The sequence below is a fragment of the Massilia genomosp. 1 genome (genome assembly GCF_011682185.1).
In the GTDB taxonomy this organism is placed as follows: domain Bacteria; phylum Pseudomonadota; class Gammaproteobacteria; order Burkholderiales; family Burkholderiaceae_D; genus Telluria_A; species Telluria_A rubra.
In genome coordinates this window covers 1-18,005 of sequence record NZ_WHJF01000125.1, presented here as the reverse complement: position 1 = coordinate 18,005, position 18,005 = coordinate 1, and the positions used below count along the sequence as shown (strand labels likewise).

At 61.6% G+C, this 18,005-nt stretch carries 14 protein-coding genes and 1 pseudogene; 8 read left to right on the top strand and 7 right to left on the bottom strand.

The genetic code is table 11. From position 1 onward, the window contains the following. Positions 1 to 416: 416 nt before the first annotated feature. Positions 417 to 1,811 (top strand): Atrophin-1 multi-domain protein, encoded by a 1,395-nt coding sequence (locus F1735_RS29205; RefSeq protein WP_167240187.1) that lies wholly within the window; start codon positions 417 to 419, stop codon positions 1,809 to 1,811. A gap of 64 nt (positions 1,812 to 1,875) precedes the next feature. Here F1735_RS29205 and gltA read toward each other — a convergent pair whose 3' ends face one another. The 7 genes from gltA to F1735_RS29170 form a co-directional block, all read right to left on the bottom strand. Beyond that, positions 1,876 to 3,177 carry a citrate synthase gene (gltA, locus tag F1735_RS29200; RefSeq protein ID WP_167240186.1) on the bottom strand — a complete coding sequence of 434 codons (1,302 nt, stop codon included), beginning with the start codon at positions 3,175 to 3,177 and terminating at the stop codon, positions 1,876 to 1,878. Between the two features lie 68 nt (positions 3,178 to 3,245). Beyond that, the gene (locus tag F1735_RS29195) at positions 3,246 to 3,512 is read right to left on the bottom strand and encodes an FAD assembly factor SdhE (protein ID WP_166893984.1); all 267 of its coding nucleotides are present in this window, start codon (positions 3,510 to 3,512) and stop codon (positions 3,246 to 3,248) included. A gap of 187 nt (positions 3,513 to 3,699) precedes the next feature. Next, on the bottom strand, positions 3,700 to 4,410 hold the full coding sequence (locus F1735_RS29190) for a succinate dehydrogenase iron-sulfur subunit (protein ID WP_054263811.1): 711 nt from the start codon (positions 4,408 to 4,410) through the stop codon (positions 3,700 to 3,702). Positions 4,411 to 4,536: 126 nt separating this feature from the next. Continuing rightward, complete coding sequence (gene sdhA / locus F1735_RS29185; RefSeq protein ID WP_167240185.1) at positions 4,537 to 6,315, bottom strand: succinate dehydrogenase flavoprotein subunit; 1,779 nt, start codon at positions 6,313 to 6,315, stop codon at positions 4,537 to 4,539. A 2-nt stretch (positions 6,316 to 6,317) separates the two neighbouring features. After that, positions 6,318 to 6,683, bottom strand: a complete 366-nt coding sequence (gene sdhD / locus F1735_RS29180) for a succinate dehydrogenase, hydrophobic membrane anchor protein (RefSeq protein WP_166882087.1) — start codon at positions 6,681 to 6,683, stop codon at positions 6,318 to 6,320. Next, positions 6,683 to 7,105, bottom strand: coding sequence for a succinate dehydrogenase, cytochrome b556 subunit (sdhC, locus tag F1735_RS29175; RefSeq protein WP_167240184.1), 423 nt, complete (start codon positions 7,103 to 7,105; stop codon positions 6,683 to 6,685). Before sdhC ends, sdhD begins: the two co-directional genes overlap by 1 nt. A 239-nt stretch (positions 7,106 to 7,344) precedes the next feature. Continuing rightward, positions 7,345 to 8,142, bottom strand: coding sequence for a GntR family transcriptional regulator (locus F1735_RS29170; protein WP_167240183.1), 798 nt, complete (start codon positions 8,140 to 8,142; stop codon positions 7,345 to 7,347). 308 nt (positions 8,143 to 8,450) lie between these two features. Here F1735_RS29170 and F1735_RS29165 point away from each other — a divergent pair, with 308 nt between their 5' ends. The 7 genes and pseudogenes from F1735_RS29165 to F1735_RS29135 all read left to right on the top strand — a co-directional run. Continuing rightward, positions 8,451 to 9,440: a malate dehydrogenase gene (locus tag F1735_RS29165; RefSeq protein WP_167240182.1), complete on the top strand. Its 990-nt coding sequence runs from the start codon at positions 8,451 to 8,453 to the stop codon at positions 9,438 to 9,440. 104 nt (positions 9,441 to 9,544) lie between these two features. Continuing rightward, on the top strand, positions 9,545 to 10,540 hold the full coding sequence (locus tag F1735_RS29160; protein WP_167240181.1) for an HpcH/HpaI aldolase/citrate lyase family protein: 996 nt from the start codon (positions 9,545 to 9,547) through the stop codon (positions 10,538 to 10,540). A 12-nt stretch (positions 10,541 to 10,552) separates the two neighbouring features. Next, positions 10,553 to 11,119 (top strand): hypothetical protein, encoded by a 567-nt coding sequence (locus F1735_RS29155; protein WP_167240180.1) that lies wholly within the window; start codon positions 10,553 to 10,555, stop codon positions 11,117 to 11,119. Positions 11,120 to 11,213: 94 nt separating this feature from the next. Further along, positions 11,214 to 13,922 (top strand): aconitate hydratase AcnA, encoded by a 2,709-nt coding sequence (gene acnA / locus F1735_RS29150; RefSeq protein ID WP_167240179.1) that lies wholly within the window; start codon positions 11,214 to 11,216, stop codon positions 13,920 to 13,922. Between the two features lie 264 nt (positions 13,923 to 14,186). Beyond that, complete coding sequence (locus tag F1735_RS29145; protein ID WP_167240178.1) at positions 14,187 to 15,452, top strand: DUF2863 family protein; 1,266 nt, start codon at positions 14,187 to 14,189, stop codon at positions 15,450 to 15,452. Positions 15,453 to 15,908: 456 nt separating this feature from the next. After that, a complete protein-coding gene (locus F1735_RS29140; protein ID WP_167240177.1) occupies positions 15,909 to 17,009 on the top strand; it encodes a hypothetical protein in 1,101 nt (366 codons plus the stop codon). 410 nt (positions 17,010 to 17,419) lie between these two features. Further along, positions 17,420 to 18,005: pseudogene (locus tag F1735_RS29135) on the top strand (DUF4124 domain-containing protein); the annotation flags it as partial.

The following is an 18,005-nucleotide window of genomic DNA, read 5'->3' as shown; positions in this document are numbered from 1 at the left end:
ATTCATGGTGTGGGCGTTTTGATTAAGCGTTAGAACTAAATCATGCCAGAAATGGGCGCCCACTCCCACCTTTTCGCTTGCGCTGCCAAGCAATTTTCATCCGTTCCGCTAGTTTTGCAAGAGGCTCGTTATTAACCCGGAACATTAGAAATTGCGGGTTCGCCATCTGTATTGGATTTTCTTACGCTGTGAGCAAAACAGAATCAAGGCATTAATCGCCCATATGAATATTGGATAGATTTTGAATATTTTCCATTTCTAATAAAACTGAACGTGCAATCGATTTCATAATCGACATACTGTGCTACTGTTTAATCAGCCAATATCCATATCGCCCACAAGCGACGACTTCCCTTTTGCAGTATCAACGCTCCCTTTACCGCCCGCAGGGCAGTATCCATTCAAGGACTTTGCAGATGAAACAACTTTTAGCTGTTGGAACACTGGCGCTGGTTTCCCTGGCGCAGGCCCAGGCGCAAACCACGCCCGCGCCGGCCTTCGGTACCTACCACAAGCCGTTCGCCGCCGATTCGCTGTGGAATTCCTATCCCGTCAATCCAGTCCTGGGCAGCTGGGAAATTCCGGCGACCAGCTGGAATCCCATCATCCAGGGCGGGGCCTATTCGTCCGGCATCTTTGAAGCCAAAGCGAGCGACCCGGCCATGCTGATTTACCCGGCGGGAAGCGCGACCGGGGTGCTCGATACCGACACCGAGATGCGCACGCCGACCTACACGATTCCCCATTGGCCAGCCGCCACCGCAGCCTCGTCCAGCGACGATGGCCATGCCGACATCGTCGACGCCGGCTTGAACCGGATCTATTCGTTTTCCAACCTGAAGAAAAACGCCGCCGGCAAATGGACCGCGACCCGGGTGTCGTGGACGCCCCTGAACGGCACGGGCTGGGGCGATCCGGCCCACTATTACCAGGGCGCGCGCGCGGCCGGCCCGGCGCCGACCGGTGGCATGATCCGCATCGCCGAAGCGACCGACGGCAAGGCGCTGTTCGAGCATGCCCTGTCGATGTCGCTCGATTTCACGGGCTTGGCGCGCGCGCCCGGCAACTACATCTATCCGGCGACCGCGGCCGACACCACCCTGGCAGACAAGCCGAATACCGGCATGATCCCCGAAGGCGCGCTCATGATGTTGCCCGCCAATTTCGACCTGAGCAAAATCACCGACGCCAGGCTGCTGAAGGTGGCCAAAACGCTCATGAAATACGGCGCCTATGTCGTCGACCGCAACGACAACACGCCATTTGCCATCTACGTGGAAATTAACGCTCCGTGGGGCTCGTCGCCGGCCGACCAGCTCAACCTGGTGCGCAAAGGCTTGCGCCAGGTGGCCTCGCACAGCGGCCATATCGCTGGCAATGGCGTGCCACGGGTGGCGCCAACCCAGGTCAACCTGCTCTCCCTGCGTGGCGACTGGCTCCCCATCCAGGGGGTCGGCGCGTATGGCGCCTACGACAGCTTCACCCAGTCGCTGCGCTGGCCATCGCAGACGACGTCCTACACCATGATTCAACGAAACTACTCGAATCGGGGACTGGGACGGGCCACCTATGCGGCGCCGAAAGCAGGTTATCGCTACAAGTTCTCGGTCGAAGCGACTGGTGGCGTCAAGATGAACATGTCGATCCAGATCGGCTCGACGCTCCAGAAGGCCACAAAATTCCTGGGCAATGGCGAGAGCGAAATCGTGGTCTGGCCAGACAAGGCGACCGCTTTCTACGAAGCCCAGAAACCACCAGGTGGCGCGGCCAGCGTCAAGGCCAGCCTGGTCGAACTGCCGCCGGGCCAGTGATCTATCCGGCAGTGCAATAAAAAAGCGAGCCGAGGCTCGCTTTTTCAATGGAGAAACGCGTTGATCAGCGCTTGTCGATTGCCGGCACGTCGCGTGTCGGCGAGCCGACGAACAGCTGGCGTGGACGGCCGATCTTCTGTTCTGGATCGGAAATCATTTCGTTCCACTGGGCGATCCAGCCGATCGTGCGCGCCATCGCGAAGATACCGGTGAACAGCGATACCGGAATGCCCAGCGCCGATTGCACGATGCCCGAGTAGAAGTCGACGTTCGGGTACAGCTTGCGCGATACGAAGTAGTCGTCTTCCAGCGCAATTTTTTCCAGCGCCATGGCCAGCTTGAACAGCGGATCGTCCTGCAGGCCGAGTTCTTGCAGCACTTCGTGGCAGGTTTCACGCATCAGCTTGGCGCGCGGGTCGAAGTTCTTGTACACGCGGTGACCGAAGCCCATCAGCTTGACGCCGGAGTTCTTGTCTTTCACTTTTTCGATGAAAGCAGGAATGTTCTCGACGCTGCCGATTTCTTTCAGCATGTTCAGCGCGGCTTCGTTCGCACCACCGTGCGCGGGACCCCACAGGCAGGCGATGCCGGCGGCGATACAGGCGAACGGGTTGGCGCCCGAGGAACCGGCCAGGCGAACGGTCGAGGTCGACGCGTTCTGCTCGTGGTCGGCGTGCAGGATCAGGATGCGGTCGAGCGCGCGCACCAGCACTTCGTTGACAACGTATTCTTCGCACGGATTGCCGAACATCATGCGCATGAAGTTGGCGCTGTACGACAGGTCGTTGCGCGGGTACACGAACGGCTGGCCGATCGAGTATTTGTACGACATCGCGACCAGGGTCGGCATCTTGGCGATCAGGCGGATGGCCGATACTTCGCGGTGATGCGGATCGTTGATGTCGAGCGAGTCGTGGTAGAACGAAGCGAGCGCGCCGACGGTTCCCACCAGCACCGACATCGGGTGCGCGTCACGGCGGAAGCCGCGGAAGAAAAATTGCATCTGCTCATGCACCATGGTGTGCTTGGTGACGGTGTCGCTGAAGATCTGGTTTTGTTCTTTGTTCGGCAGTTCGCCGTTCAGCAGCAGGTAGCAGGTTTCCAGGAAGTCGCAATTGACGGCCAGCTGCTCGATCGGGTAACCGCGGTACAGCAGTTCGCCCTTGTCGCCATCGATGTAGGTGATGCTCGAGTTGCAGGCGGCGGTCGACATGAAGCCCGGGTCGTACGTGAATTTGCCGGTCTGGGCGTACAGCTTGCGGATGTCGATGACGTCCGGGCCGACGGTGCCCTTGTAAATCGGCATGTCGATGGGAGTACTGCCATCGGAAAACGACAGGGTGGCTTTGGTATCAGAGATGTTCATGGCACTTCCTTCTTGGGAGGTGAGGTCTACAAAATAAAATGACTAAACTCGTCGGGCTGTCGCCACGTTCAGGCTTGTCGCAGGCGCTCCAGCAAGGCGCGCACATGCGGCAAGTCGACTTCACCTTCGGGCTCTTTGCGCCCCAGGATCAGGTCCATCAGCGGATTGTCCGCCAGATCGAGCAGCCGGGTCAGCGCGTCGACTTCTTCATCGGTCAACCCGTCTTCATGCGCGTCAAGGAAGCGCGTGAGGATCAGGTCGTTTTCGAGCAAACCCCGGCGGCTGCGCCAGCGCAGTCGCGAGCGGTTGGCCGGGTCGGATTGGTGCGTATTCACTCTAGATTCCGTCGTTGGGTCAACACTATACTCCGCATGCCGGGTTTCGGCAGTACGGTACTTTTACTGTATTGCTAACTTGCCGTCACCATACCGGGCAGCATGCAAGGCATGCCCGATGGCAAGCGGGCGCGACGCCGGAAAACATGCCCGCGCCGCGCCCGCCATGCGTTTTTGCAGCCTTGCCTTACACAGCGCGGCGAACCATCAATTCCTTGATCTTGCCGATCGCCTTGTTCGGGTTCAAGCCTTTCGGGCAGACGTCGACGCAGTTCATGATCGAGTGGCAGCGGAACAGGCGGTACGGGTCTTCCAGGTTGTCCAGGCGCGCGCCGGTGTCTTCGTCGCGGCTGTCGGCGATGAAGCGGTAGGCTTGCAGCAGGCCGGCGGGACCGACGAACTTGTCCGGATTCCACCAGAACGACGGGCACGAGGTCGAGCAGCAGGCGCACAGGATGCACTCGTACAGGCCGTCGAGTTCTTCGCGTTCGGTCGGCGTTTGCAGGCGCTCTTTTTCAGGCGGGATCGAATCGTTGACCAGGTATGGCTTGATCGAATCGTACTGCTTGAAAAATTGCGTCATGTCGACGATCAGGTCGCGGATGACGGGCAGGCCGGCCAGCGGACGCAGCACGATCGGCTGGGTCAGCTCGTTCAGGTTGGTGGTACATGCCAGGCCGTTCTTGCCGTTGATGTTCATCGCGTCCGAACCGCACACGCCTTCACGGCAGGAGCGGCGCAGGCTCAGGGTATCGTCCACATCGGACTTGATGCGCTGCAGGGCGTCGAGCAGCATCTTGTCGGTGTCTTGCAGTTCGACTGTCACGTCTTGCATGTACGGCTTGGCGTCCTGGTCGGGATCGTAGCGGTAGATTTTCAGTTTTACGGTGCGTGTCATGTTCTATCCTGGCTGGTCGGGGCCAGGGCAGCCACGCTTCCAGCGTGACCGCACTTGCCCCAATGCTATTCTGGTCGGGGCCAGGGCAGCCACGCTTTGGGCGTGACCGCACTTGCCCCAATGTTGTTAGAAGGTACGTGGTTTCGGCTTGAAGGTGTCGACCGTCAGCGGCTTGGTGATCACAGGCTTGTAGTCGAGGCGGTTGCCTTCGGAATAGAACAAGGTGTGCTTCATCCAGACCTCGTCGTCGCGCGCCGGGTAGTCGCTGTGGGCGTGCGCGCCGCGCGATTCCTTGCGTGCCACTGCCGATGTGATGGTCGCCTTGGCCGTTTCAATGAGGTTATCGAGTTCCAGCGCTTCGACGCGGGCGGTGTTGAACACCATCGACTTGTCTTTGAACGAAACATGCTTGCGACGCTCGTCGAGCACCATGATTTCCTTGTAGCCCTGGGTGAGCAGCTCGTCGGTGCGGAACACGCCGCAGTATTTCTGCATGGTCGAACGGATGTCGTTGGCCACGCCCTGTACGCGCTCGGAACCGGTCGAGGTTTCCAGGCGGTTCATGCGCTCGAGCGCGAAGTCGGCCGCGTCTTTCGGCAAAGGCTTGTTTTCCTTTTGCTTCAGGTTCGACGCCACCACATGGTTGCCGGCCGCGCGGCCGAACACCAGCAAGTCGAGCAGCGAGTTGGTGCCGAGGCGGTTGGCGCCATGCACCGAGACGCAGGCGCATTCGCCGATCGCGTACAGGCCGTGTACCACCGCGACCGGATTGCCGTCCTTCGGTGCGACGACCTGGCCGTGGATGTTGGTCGGGATGCCGCCCATCTGGTAGTGAATCGTCGGCACCACCGGGATCGGTTCCTTGGTGGCATCGACGTTGGCGAACTTGTGGCCGATTTCGAGAATCGACGGCAGGCGCTTGGCAATGGTGTCGGCGCCGATGTGGCGCAGGTCGAGCAGCACGTGGTCCTTGTTCGGACCGCAGCCGCGGCCTTCCTTGATTTCCTGGTCCATCGAACGCGACACGAAGTCGCGCGGCGCCAGGTCTTTCAGGGTCGGCGCATAGCGCTCCATGAAGCGTTCGCCATTGCTGTTGATCAGGATACCGCCTTCGCCGCGCACGCCTTCGGTGATCAACACGCCCGCGCCGGACACGCCGGTCGGGTGGAACTGCCAGAATTCCATGTCTTGCAGCGGCAGGCCGGCGCGCGCCGCCATGCCCATGCCGTCGCCGGTGTTAATGAAGGCGTTGGTGGAGGCGGCGAAGATGCGCCCTGCCCCGCCGGTGGCGAAGATGGTGGTCTTCGCTTCCAGGATCATGCATTCGCCGGTTTCCATTTCGAGCGCCACCACGCCGACGCAGTCGCCGTCGGCGTCACGGATGATGTCGATCGCCATCCATTCGACGAAAAAGTGGGTGCGCGCGCGGACGTTGCGCTGGTACAAGGTGTGCAGCAGTGCGTGACCGGTACGGTCGGCCGCGGCGCAAGCGCGCTGGACCGGCTTTTCGCCGAAGTTGGCGGTGTGGCCGCCGAAGGGACGCTGGTAAATCGTGCCGTCCGGATTACGGTCGAACGGCATGCCGAAGTGTTCCAGCTCGTAGACGACCTTCGGTGCTTCGCGGCACATGAATTCGATCGCATCCTGGTCGCCCAGGTAGTCGCCACCCTTGACGGTGTCGAACATATGCCAGTACCAGTCATCTTCCGACATATTGCCGAGGGATGCGCCGATGCCGCCCTGGGCCGCCACGGTGTGCGAGCGGGTCGGGAAGACTTTCGACAGCACGGCCACGTTCAGGCCGGCTTCCGCCAGTTGCAGGGAAGCGCGCATGCCGGAACCGCCCGCGCCAACGATGACCGCGTCGAAGCGACGGGTAGGAAGTGCTTTTTTGATTGCTGCCACGATTAAACGCTCCAGAGAATTTGTACGGTCCAGGCTGCGCAGCCGATCAGCCACAGGATGGTGAGCGCTTGCAGGGTCAGGCGCACGCCGACCGGTTTGATGTAATCCATCCAGATGTCGCGCATACCAACCCAGGCGTGGTAGTACAGGCCGGCGAAGGTCACCAGGGAAAACAGCTTGAACCACTGTTGCGAGAACAGGTGGGACCAGCCTTCGTAGCTGAAGTTATTGCCGGTCAAGAAAGAGATCAGCAGGGTGAAGGTGTACACCGCCATCACCACCGCGGTCAGGCGCTGGGCCATCCAGTCCCGCAAGCCGTAGTGGGCGCCGACGACGAGGCGCTTGGGTCCGACGTTATTCTTTGCCATCAAAACACTCCAAACAGTTTGAGACCAGCCAGTGCGGTCAGGATCAGGCTGACAACGAGCACGCTGACAGCGCTATTGCGCGAGGAAGCTTTCTCGATGCCCATGTGCATATCCATGAACAGGTGGCGAAAGCCGGCGCAGAAGTGGTGCATATAGGCCCAGATCAGGCCCAGCAGGACCAGCTTGGCCAGGGGATGCGCGAGGATGCCCTTGAAATAGTCGAACGACATTTCCGACTGCACGCTATGCTGGAACAGGTACAGCAGGAACGGCAGCATCAGGAAGATCGCCGCGCCGCTGACCCGGTGCAGAATCGAGACCCAGGCGCCTGGCGTCATTATGTAGTTCATTAAATCGGTAACATGGATGTTACGGATCTCGGGCCGTTCTTTTTTTGGAACTTCCTTCACGGCTTCGGACATGGCAGTACCTCCCCTTTGACTAACTAAATTGTAAATAACCCGCAATTTTCGCCCATTTTGCCGAAATGCACCAATATTCCTCTTGCGCTTTGCAAGTTCGGCAACAATATGGAACGACGCTCGCTACTTTCTTATGATCAATGCATTTTAAACGGAACGGCCGTTTTGTGCACTGCACCGGCACACTGCGCCCGCCTCAATCGAGGGTCAAGCGCGGTTCGGCAACACTGGTCTTGAAACTACGACAAGTCATTCTGGTAATGGTGATGCGCGGTCAGGTACAGTCCGCGCCTGAGCTCGACCGCCTTGTCGCCGTAGGTAAACGAGACGCGCTCGGCGCACAGCAGCGGCGTACCCGGCTCCACCCCGAGGAACTGGGCGGCGCCGGCGTCGGCCCCGAGCGCGCGGATCTTTTCGCTGGCGCGGATCATGCGGGTGCCGAACTCGGACTCGAACAAGCCGTACATCGGCCCCTTGTACTCGACCAGGCGTTCCGCGGTCAGTCCCTTGAACAGGAGGCCGGGAAGCCACATTTCTTCAAGAATTGTGGGCGTGCCGTCGAACGACATCACGCGCTTGATATACACTACGGAGTCGCCCGATTTCAAGTCCAGCAGGCGCGCCACTTCGGCCGGCGCGCGCATGCGCTTGACTTCGATGATCTTGTTGTCGGGTTGATGCGGCACGCCTTCGTCGGGCATCAGCCGCAAAAAGCGGAAATGCGCGCGCGCCTCGTGGTGGGTGGCGACAAAAGTGCCCTTGCCCTGGCGCCGCAGCAGCAGGTTTTCGGCGGCCAGTTCGTCGATCGCCTTGCGCACCGTGCCCTGGCTGACCTTGAAGCGGCCGGCCAGTTCGACCTCGCTGGGAATCATCTCGCCGGGCTTCCAGTCGCCCGCCTGCAAGCCCTGGGTGATCAGGGCCTTGATCTGCTGGTACAGGGGGCTGAAGGTGGGTGAGGTGCCCGGGGTGCTGGCGGCAGCGCCGCTCCCGCTGGCAGCTGGTCCATGCAGGATCGGAGGGGTCGGAAGGGAATTCATAGACCCGGATTTCAACACAAACGGGCCTGCCAGTCCAGTGCAATCGCCGCAGGCAGGTGTTTTATATAAGGTGTCTTATATAAGATATATGATACGAATTGACAGATCGCCGACCTGCGCCTACACTCGCGTTCGATCCGGCATACGCGCGTATCGCTCCGGGCTTTTTTTGACGGGGACGGGATGTTCCGGTGATGGTGTCCGAGGTCGGTATCCGATTTTGGTATCATTACGGTTTTCCCGGACAAGCGTCGCCTCAGCTTCGACCGTTGCTTCGACCGTTTTCTTTCCCACTTTGGAGATTCATCATGGCTAAAACCCCACTGCGCGTTGCTGTCACCGGCGCTGCCGGCCAGATCGGCTATTCCCTGCTGTTCCGCATCGCGAACGGTGACATGCTCGGCAAAGACCAGCCAGTCATCCTGCAATTGCTGGAAATTGCTGACGAGAAAGCCCAGAAAGCGCTCAAGGGCGTCATGATGGAAATCGACGACTGCGCCTTCCCGCTGCTGGCCGGCATGAGCGCCCACGCCGACCCGATGACCGCCTTCAAGGATGCCGATTTCGCCCTGCTGGTCGGCGCCCGTCCGCGCGGCCCCGGCATGGAGCGTAAAGACCTGCTCGAAGCGAATGCCCAGATCTTCACGGTGCAAGGCAAGGCGCTCGACGCCGTCGCGTCGCGCAACGTCAAGGTGCTGGTGGTCGGCAACCCGGCCAACACCAACGCCTACATCGCCATGAAATCGGCGCCGTCGCTGCCGGCCAAGAACTTCACCGCCATGCTGCGCCTGGACCACAACCGCGCCCTGTCGCAGATCGCTTCCAAAACCGGCAAGCCGGTCGCGTCGATCGAAAAACTGTGCGTGTGGGGCAACCACTCGCCAACCATGTACGCCGACTACCGCTTTGCGCAAATCGACGGCGCCTCGGTCAAGGACGCCATCAACGACGACGCCTGGAACCGCGACACCTTCCTGCCAACCGTCGGCAAGCGCGGCGCGGCGATCATCGAAGCGCGCGGCCTGTCCTCGGCCGCGTCGGCCGCCAACGCCGCCATCGACCACATGCACGACTGGTACCTCGGCACCAACGGCAAGTGGACCACGATGGGCATTGCTTCGGATGGCTCGTACGGCATCCCAGAAGGCACCATGTTCGGCTTCCCGGTCACGACCGAGAATGGCGAATACACGATCGTGCAAGGTTTGCCGATCGACGAGTTCTCGCAGGAACGCATCAACCTCACGCTCAAGGAACTGACCGAAGAGCGTGAAGGCGTCGCCCACCTGCTGGCCTGAGTTTCAACGCGGCCGGATTCGTGGACCCCGTAACACCACCGATTCGCCGCACGCCCTGTGCCGCCCCGAGCGGCACAGGCGCCGATGTACCTGAGAAAATGATCATGCATCCCTCCGAGGTTTTATTCCAGGGCAAACGCCAGCCTTTGCTGCTCCCCGCTTGCGACCACTATGCAGGCTCCGAAAAGCTGATGCTCAAGTCGATGGCCCTGCAACAAGAGCTTGGCCCCCTGTTCGACATCACGTTCGACTGCGAAGACGGCGCCACCGCCGGCGCCGAGCCCGAACACGCCCAAATGATCGTGCGCCTGCTGGGCGACGACGGCAACCGCCACAACCGCATCGGCGTGCGCGTACACGACGTCGACAGCCCCTTCTTCGACGGCGACCTGGCCGTCATCGTGGGCGGCGCGGCGCAGCGCCTGGCGTATGTGGTGCTGCCCAAGGCGAATGGCGCGCAAGACGTCGCGCGCGCCATCGAAGCGATCAACCTGCACGCCGCCAGGGGTGGACGGATCACCCCGATGCCGGTGCATGTGCTGGTCGAAACGCATGGCGCCCTGCGCGAAGCGGACGCCATTGCCGCCCAGCCGCAGGTCGAGTGCCTCTCGTTCGGCATCATGGACTTCGTGTCCTCGCACTACGGCGCCATTCCGGGCGCGGCCATGCGCACGCCGGGCCAGTTCACGCACCCGCTGGTGGTGCGCGCCAAGCTCGAGATGGCGGCCGCCTGCCACGCGCACGGCAAGGTGCCTTCGCACAACGTCACCACCGACATCAAGGACAGCGCCGTGGTCGCCAACGATGCCCAGCGCGCCGCCGCCGAATTCGGCTTTACGCGCATGTGGAGCATCCACCCCGACCAGATCAAGCCGATCCTGAAGGCCTTCACGCCGCGCCTGTCGGAAGTGAACGAAGCGACCAACATCCTCACCGAAGGCAAGAACGCCAGCTGGGGACCGATTTCGCAGAACGGGCGCTTGCACGACCGCGCCAGCTATCGCTATTATTGGACGGTGCTGCAGCGCGCGAAACTGGCGGGCCTGGCCCTGCCGGACGCCGCCGCGGCCCTCGTCAACGACCCACAACCAGCCACCTGAACGGAAGTCCCGATGCCCACCCTGATCAAGAACACCCTGCTCGCCTGCTCCCTGGCGATGGCCGCTGCCGCCCTGTGCGCGGCCCCGGCGGCCAACGCGGCCGACGTAAAAAAGCCGGCCAAGGCGAAGACCTCGGCCAAGTCGAAGAGCCATCCGAAAGCGGTCGACGTCGTCGCCGGCGAGCCGGAACCGGACATCAGCGACACCACCACCACCGACTTCGACTGCGAGCTGGGCAACAAGGTCACGACCTACCACAACGATAAAGACGACGGCCACATCGCGCTGCGCTGGAAAAAGCGCCTGCACCGCCTGACCCGCGTGGGCACGACCACGGGCGCCAAGCGCTTCGAAAACCCGACCTTCGGCCTGGTCTGGATCGGTATTCCGGCCAAGGGCATGCTGCTCGATTCGCGCCTGAACCGCCAACTGGCCAACGAATGCAAGAACGCCGAGCAGATGAAGCCGGTTGTTGAAAAGCCGATCGCCCCGCCGATGCCGGCAGCGACCCCGGCGTCGGGCGAACTTGCGGTACCAGCGGTGCCGCCGGCGGCGCTTGACGCCCCCGCGGCAAAATAAGCTGATCGAAAAACGAAAAACAAGGGGGCTTCGGGCAGCCGCGCAGCAGGCTGATCGAAGTTCCCTAACAAAATACCCCACTGAAGGAGAGGTCATGTCCCGCAACACTCTGAACACGCTCAAGGATTTCAAACTGTCGGCCGGCAAGAAAGGCAAGTTCTACTCGCTGCCGGCGCTCGAGAAAAGCCTTGGGGTGAACGTCTCGCGCCTGCCGGTGTCGATCCGCCTGGTCCTCGAATCCGTGCTGCGTAACTGCGACGGCAAGAAGGTCACGGAAGAACACGTCAAGCAATTGGCGAACTGGGCGCCAAACGGCGATCGCACCGACGAGATTCCCTTCGTCGTGGCCCGCGTCGTGCTGCAAGACTTCACCGGCGTGCCGTTGCTGGCCGACCTGGCCGCGATGCGCAACGTCGCCAACAAGATGGGCATGAACCCGAAAAACATCGAGCCGCTGGTACCGGTCGACCTGGTGGTCGATCACTCGGTCACCATCGACCACTACCGCGAAAAGAACGCGCTCGACCTGAACATGAAGCTGGAATTCTCGCGCAACAACGAGCGCTACCAGTTCATGAAGTGGGGCATGCAAGCCTTCGACACCTTCGGCGTGGTGCCACCGGGCTTCGGCATCGTCCACCAGGTCAACCTGGAGTACCTGGCGCGCGGCGTACACAAAGCTGGCGACACCTACTACCCCGACACCCTGGTCGGCACCGACTCGCACACCACCATGATCAACGGCATCGGCGTGGTCGGCTGGGGCGTGGGCGGGATCGAAGCCGAAGCGGGCATGCTGGGCCAGCCGGTCTACTTCCTCACGCCCGACGTGATCGGCGTGAACCTGACCGGCGCGCTGCGCGAAGGCTGCACCGCGACCGACCTGGTGCTGACCATCACCGAAATGCTGCGTAAAGAAAAAGTCGTCGGCAAGTTCGTCGAATTCTTTGGCGCCGGCACCGAAACGCTGTCGCTGACCGACCGCGCGACGATTGCCAACATGGCCCCGGAATACGGCGCCACGATGGGCTTCTTCCCGGTGGACGACGCCACCATCGAGTACTTCGAAGGCACCGGCCGCACCAGCGACGAAATCACCGCCTTCAAGAACTACTTCAAGGCCCAGAACCTGTATGGCGTGCCGCAGGAAGGCGAGATCGACTACACCCGCGTGGTCTCGCTCGACCTGGCCACCGTGACTCCGTCGCTGGCGGGCCCGAAGCGTCCGCAGGACCGTATCGAAATCGGCAACGTCAAGAACAACTTCATCGAACTGTTCTCGAAGCCGACCACCGAAAACGGTTTCAACAAGAACCCGGCCGACCTGACCAACCACTACGAAACCACGAATGGCGTACACGTCAAGAATGGCGACGTGCTGATCGCGGCGATTACCTCATGCACCAACACCTCGAACCCGAGCGTGCTGCTGGCCGCCGGCTTGCTGGCCAAGAAGGCCGTTGAAGCGGGCCTGACGGTTGCGCCGCACATCAAGACCTCGCTGGCCCCTGGCTCGCGCGTGGTCACCGAATACCTGACCGCCGCCGGCCTGCTGCCATACCTGGAGCAACTGGGCTTTGGCGTGACCGCCTACGGCTGCACCACCTGCATCGGCAACGCCGGCGACCTGACCCCTGAACTGAACGCGGCGATCGCCGAGAACGACATCGTGGCGTCGGCCGTCTTGTCGGGCAACCGCAACTTCGAAGCGCGGATCCACCCGAACATCCGTTCCAACTTCCTGGCCTCGCCGCCGCTGGTGGTGGCCTACGCCATCGCCGGCAACATGACGCGCGACCTGATGACCGAACCGGTCGGCAAGGGCACCAACGGCAAGGACGTGTACCTGGGCGACATCTGGCCGACCTCGAAAGAAATCGGCAAGCTGATGAAGTTCGCGATGAACTCCAAAGTCTTCAAGGCCAACTACGCCGACGTCAAGGGCGCGCCGGGCAAGCTGTGGGAAGACGTGACCACCACCACCGGCCAGGTCTACGACTGGCCGAAGTCGACCTACATCGCCGAGCCGCCGTTCTTCGACGGCTTCGAGATGATCCCGAAAGCGGCAGCGACCGGCATCAGCGGCGCGCGCGCCCTGGGCGTGTTCGGCGACTCGATCACCACCGACCACATTTCGCCGGCCGGTTCGATCCAGGAAAGCGGCCCTGCGGGCAAGTGGCTGCTGGCCAACGGCGTGATGAAGGCCGACTTCAACTCCTACGGCTCGCGTCGCGGCAATCACGAGATCATGATGCGCGGCACCTTTGCCAACGTGCGTATCAAGAACCGCATGATTCCGGCCAAGGCCGACGGTTCCGCGGTTGAAGGCGGCATCACGATTCACCAGCCGAGCGGCGAGCAGATGTCGATCTACGACGCGGCCATGAAGTACGTGGCCGACGGCGTGCCGACCATGGTGTTCGGCGGCGAAGAGTACGGCACCGGTTCCTCGCGCGACTGGGCGGCCAAGGGCACCCAGCTGCTGGGCGTGAAAGCGGTCATCACCCGTTCGTTCGAGCGCATCCACCGCTCGAACCTGGTGGGCATGGGCGTGCTGCCGCTGCAATTCATCGGCGACGACAGCGTGCAGACCCTGAACATCACCGGCAAGGAAGTGTTCGACCTGAAGGGCCTGGAAGGCGAGATCAAGCCGCAGCAACTGGCGACCCTGGTCATCACGCGCGAAAACGGCGACGTACAGGAAGTCAAGGTCCTGCTGCGTATCGACACCCCGATCGAAGTCGATTACTACAAGCATGGCGGCATTCTGCCATTCGTGCTGCGCCAGCTGCTGGCCGCGTAAAGCAAGAGAGCCTCACGAGCCCGTCCCGCGCCAGCGCGGGGCCGGATCGCCCAACGCCGGATTCGTCCGGCGTTTTTTTGGCCCCGAGCAGCGGCGCGGCGACCAAGTGAGCGCATACTATCACTCTTGCTTTCAACTTTTCCGCACGCTTCTTGCGCCGTCTTCATGGTGGGCGGGGGAATGAACTACAATACGGCAGATAAGGGTTGATCATTGTTCCGACATTATTGATCCGTTCATTCACTTACAAAGACTCTTATCCCCATGCGTCGTCCAAGCAAAGATCCATCCCATAAGTTGTCGGCCGAGAGCCAGCGCCTGGTCAGCATCAGCCAGGCGATCGTCCAGGCGGCCAGCCGCATTGAAGAACGGGCCTGGGAGCGCCAGCTCGACACCCACCTCCAGCGCCTGCTCAAGAGCGGCCACCAGGAGACCGTCGACACCACCCTCAACGTGCTGTTCAAGGAAGACCTGAACGCCTACGACACCCTGATGGAGGGCGTGGAAGCGGTCAGCGAATCGTCCACCATGGTCGAGCAGCACGACGGGGTCGAAAAGACCTTCCAGGCCTTGCTGGTGGCGGCGCCGATTCTTGCGTGGACGCGTTTTTCGATCGCGTCCGGCACCATTGCCGCCGAGCTCCTGCAAACCTTGTCCGCCCATTTTTCGGCGCACCTGCTGGCCGACGGCGTGCAGATGGCCATGGCGCCGACCCTGTTCTCGATCGACCAGTTGCCGCGCACCCATGCCGAGACCTATGCCGCCACGCACAAGCTGGCCCAGGCCGCGCACAAGGGCACGAGCGTCAAGCCGCTGGCCAAGCCGGCCGACACCGCACCGTTCCTGGCCGATACGCGCTACCTGATGGTCGCCATCGTGGCGCCGCTGGGCGCGCCGCTGTTCCGCTGGCAGGAAGCGCAGTTCCAGTCGAGCTTCATGGTCGAGCGCGCCAACGCGCTGGAACAATGGCGTGCGCAGGCCGGCCCGAGCATTTCGCGCCTGCTGCCGGGCTGCGGCACCGAACTGCTGCTGCCCGAAGCGTATTACGTGGCATGCCGCGAAGCGGACAAACTGATCCGGCCGGTATCGGTGCGCGCCGCCGTGCATTACCTGACCCATACCCTGGGCGTGGAAGCGTCCGACCTGCGCGCCGTCATCGCCGGCTTTGGCGACGAATCGGCCGAGGGGCAGATCGACGAATACCGCGTGGGCTTTACCATGCGCCAGACCGCCGATGTGATCTACGGCATCGTGTGGCCGCTGTACGGGCAGGAAGACGAAGACGGCACGCCGGTCGAAGGCTTGTCGGCGGCCGCGCTGGGCGGCGCCCTCGAGCCGAAAGCACCGCTCGACGACATCATCGGGCACCTGAACGAAGCGGGCGTGACGCACGTGAAGCGCCACAACGAGCGTTTTGTGACCGAGTATTGCGACGACTGCGATGCGCCGCTGTTTGCCGATCCGACGGGCGAACTGGTGCATGCGGAAATGCCGGAAGACGCGCCTGCGGGCACGGAACACTTCCACTGAGTTGCGCTGCACTGCGTGAGCAACCCGGGCCTGCCCGGGTTTTTTTACGCCAGCCTTAGCGCGACGCCCCGTCTGTATTGGGCCCGCACAAGATATCGAAACACCAACACCCGTACACTCGCTGAGCGGCTCGTCCGGGCCGCATCAACGTACCGTGGAGAGCGACGATGGACGATATCATGCTTCAGGTAGTGCCGGTCCTGACCGGATTTGTCGATACTTTCATCACCTGGTGGCTGGCCCTGGCCCGGGTTTTCAAGTGGTAAGCAAGCTGTCCGCCTAGTTCGCCACAGCGCGTGGGCACCGTGCCCACGCTGGCATCTCCCACCTCACCTTGTTATTCCAGGCGCGCGGTCCCGCCCACCGGCCATGCGGGCCAACAGTGCCCCGCTATACTGGCGATCGAACTTCCCTTACAATGACAGCCCCTGCGCCATCGTCGTTAACCCAAGTCCCATGACCACTTCTTCCCCCTATCCGGTGCGGATCGCCGCACCCGCAAGCGCGGCAATGCCATCGCGCGCGCGCAAGCAATTCAACAATCTCGTCAAAAAGCTGGAAGCCGAACGCGCCAAACTGGCGCTCTGGCGCGAGGAATTGCCGAAAATTCACGCTCTGGCGGACCGCGAGTATCGCCCCCTGGCGGAGCAATTCGACGCGCGTCGCAAACAATTGCTGGTGATATACGACCAGGCATACAAGCACAAAACAATGGGCAAAAAGGACAAAGAGAAGCTGCAAGCCCTGATCTGTCCGGCTGCATGGGAGCTGATGCAAGCCGATGACGACGAGCTCATCAAAGCGATCTACAACAAGCACAGCGGCGGCGACTACGACCAGGAATTGAACGAAGAAAAAGAACGCATGCTCAAGATGGTTGGCAGCCTCACCGGCCTCGATCTGGATGTCGAGGCGTTCATCCATTCGCCCGAGGCGTTTTTTGCCTCGCTGGGAGAAAAATTTGCCGAGCGCGAACACAACGCCCGCCAAGCCGAGCCGGCCAAACCGCCCAAGCCCAGCAAGCGCGAGGAAAAGCACCAGGCCGAGCAGGACAAACTCAAGCAATCGGTGCGCGATATTTTCCGCAAGCTCGCCAGCGCCCTGCATCCGGACCGCGAAACCGATCCGGCCGAGCGCGAGCGCAAGACCGGGTTGATGCAGCGCGCCAACCGTGCCTATGCGGCCAACGACCTGCTTGGCTTGCTGGAGTTGCAACTGGAAGTCGAGCAGATCGACCAGACCGGCCTGGACAACCTGGGCGACGAGCGCATCAAACAGTACAACCGTATCCTCAGCGGCCAGCTCGATGACATCAGCGGCGAACTGTTCGACATGGAAATGTCGCTGGCGCGCGATATCGGCTGGGACTCGAACCGCCGGCCTGTACCGAAAACGGTGCTGAAGGTGCTGCACACCGACATTGCCGCCATGCGCGCGCAGGTCGCGCAAGCCGACGCCGAGATTGCCGAGTTTGCCGACCTCGGGGCGCTCAAACGCTGGTTGAAGACCGTGCGCCTTGTGCGCGAAAGCCCTTTCGATGACGGACCCTGGTTTTAGTGCCGCCGGAAAAACGCCCGCAAGGCTTGTCACTCGGCCTCGATAGCGGCATCCAGGCACGCTGAACGTTGGCACAGGCCCGATTGCCGCCTCTACCGGCGGCAATCGGGCGCGCAAACCGGCTACGCCCGGCTGGCCGCAGGGGACGTCCCATCCCCCCGCCCCCCCCCGCTCCACCTCCTCGGTAACGGCAAGTCATCCACAAAAGCACGAAACGTCAATGCCATAAATACAACAAACAATGGCAATTTCGTGGTCCATTTGCCTCAAATTTTTGCAAATGTAAGTTCAAGAGGGCAATATTTTGTTAAAATGACAGCAATTGCTTTTTTATAGCATTCTTCTAATGTGGTAACTGATAGTCGAGGACGTGCATGGCGGTATATAAGATACAGCGTCCGGATGGCACTGTGGAATACTCCGACAGGCCGCAAGGCGCGGGCAAAGTCTCGTCCGTCAATCGCAACGGCACCACCACCACGGTGCGCGAGCGCGAGCGTACCGCAGACGAACACAACCGGCACATCAAGTTCCTGCTGGCGCAGGCGCGCATCCGCGGCCTGAAACTGAACGACTACCTCGAGTACATCGACTACCTGCGCCACTACAGCCCGGTTCGCTTCGACCGCGTCATGAGCGAGCTGCGCCTGGAAGATCCGCAAGCCTGGATGAAGTTGCAAAAGCATGCCCAGTTCCGTCCCCTGCGTGAAACCGGCATTGGCCTCAAGGCCGCCGCCAACATCATGGGCGCCTCGGCCGGCATGGCCAACGGCAAGTTCGGCGGCAGCATGGAAAAGTGGATGGAAAGCACGCTCAAGGACTTGATGAAGCGCGACCGCTACGGTCCGTATGCGGACGTGCTCGGCGACAAGGCCAGCACCCTGGTCACCAAGACCCCGACCTTCTCCAACTCCCGGCTCGGCCAGTACATGCAGGCCGAAGGCGCCCTGGTCGACGCGGCCTCGGCCAAGACCGCCAAGGACATGGCCGGCAGCC

Excerpts from the sequence above, each read along its gene's own strand:
- F1735_RS29205 (WP_167240187.1), top strand. The coding sequence starts at position 417 with ATGAAACAACTTTTAGCTGTTGGAACACTGGCGCTGGTTTCCCTGGCG.
- gltA (WP_167240186.1), bottom strand. The coding sequence starts at position 3,177 with ATGAACATCTCTGATACCAAAGCCACCCTGTCGTTTTCCGATGGCAGT.
- F1735_RS29190 (WP_054263811.1), bottom strand. The coding sequence starts at position 4,410 with ATGACACGCACCGTAAAACTGAAAATCTACCGCTACGATCCCGACCAG.
- sdhD (WP_166882087.1), bottom strand. The coding sequence starts at position 6,683 with ATGGCAAAGAATAACGTCGGACCCAAGCGCCTCGTCGTCGGCGCCCAC.
- sdhC (WP_167240184.1), bottom strand. The coding sequence starts at position 7,105 with ATGTCCGAAGCCGTGAAGGAAGTTCCAAAAAAAGAACGGCCCGAGATC.
- F1735_RS29170 (WP_167240183.1), bottom strand. The coding sequence starts at position 8,142 with ATGAATTCCCTTCCGACCCCTCCGATCCTGCATGGACCAGCTGCCAGC.
- F1735_RS29165 (WP_167240182.1), top strand. The coding sequence starts at position 8,451 with ATGGCTAAAACCCCACTGCGCGTTGCTGTCACCGGCGCTGCCGGCCAG.
- F1735_RS29160 (WP_167240181.1), top strand. The coding sequence starts at position 9,545 with ATGCATCCCTCCGAGGTTTTATTCCAGGGCAAACGCCAGCCTTTGCTG.
- F1735_RS29155 (WP_167240180.1), top strand. The coding sequence starts at position 10,553 with ATGCCCACCCTGATCAAGAACACCCTGCTCGCCTGCTCCCTGGCGATG.
- acnA (WP_167240179.1), top strand. The coding sequence starts at position 11,214 with ATGTCCCGCAACACTCTGAACACGCTCAAGGATTTCAAACTGTCGGCC.
- F1735_RS29145 (WP_167240178.1), top strand. The coding sequence starts at position 14,187 with ATGCGTCGTCCAAGCAAAGATCCATCCCATAAGTTGTCGGCCGAGAGC.
- F1735_RS29140 (WP_167240177.1), top strand. The coding sequence starts at position 15,909 with ATGACCACTTCTTCCCCCTATCCGGTGCGGATCGCCGCACCCGCAAGC.